The 670-nt window shown below is 39.1% G+C and carries 1 protein-coding gene; it reads left to right on the top strand.

Translation table 11 applies throughout. From position 1 onward, the window contains the following. Window positions 1-670, top strand: a 670-nt coding sequence (locus FDT66_RS14090) for an Ig-like domain-containing protein (protein ID WP_246034893.1), incomplete at both ends; no start/stop codon positions are given.

The following is a 670-nucleotide window of genomic DNA, read 5'->3' as shown; positions in this document are numbered from 1 at the left end:
ATCCAAACCCACTAGACCCAACAGTGGCAGATGATGTATTAACGGTTGTAGAAGGAGTTCCAGGAACAATAAATATCTTAACAAATGATGATTATTTACCAGGTCCAAATACTACAATAGTAGATGCAGGAACAGGAACAGCTACAGGAGTTGTAACATTTGATCCATTAACAGGAGAAATGACGTACACACCAGCAGCTGGAGAAGAAGGAACAACAGTAACCGTAGATTATACAGTTTGTAATACAGCAGTAAATCCTGCAGTATGTAAAACTGCAACAGTTACCATTACAGTTCAGCCAGATAATGACAAAGATGGCATTCCAGATGTAACGGATCCAGATGATGATAACGATGGTAATCCAGATGTCACAGATCCAAACCCACTAGACCCAACAGTGGCAGATGATGTATTAACGGTTGTAGAAGGAGTTCCAGGAACAATAAATATCTTAACAAATGATGATTATTTACCAGGTCCAAATACTACAATAGTAGATGCAGGAACAGGAACAGCTACAGGAGTTGTAACATTTGATCCATTAACAGGAGAAATGACGTACACACCAGCAGCTGGAGAAGAAGGAACAACAGTAACCGTAGATTATACAGTTTGTAATACAGCAGTAAATCCTGCAGTATGTAAAACTGCAACAGTTACCATTACAGT

Source organism: Polaribacter aestuariivivens (assembly GCF_005885675.1).
In the GTDB taxonomy this organism is placed as follows: domain Bacteria; phylum Bacteroidota; class Bacteroidia; order Flavobacteriales; family Flavobacteriaceae; genus Polaribacter; species Polaribacter aestuariivivens.
Note: the sequence above shows the minus strand (reverse complement) of the source record. Positions and strands in the feature narration are given on the sequence as shown.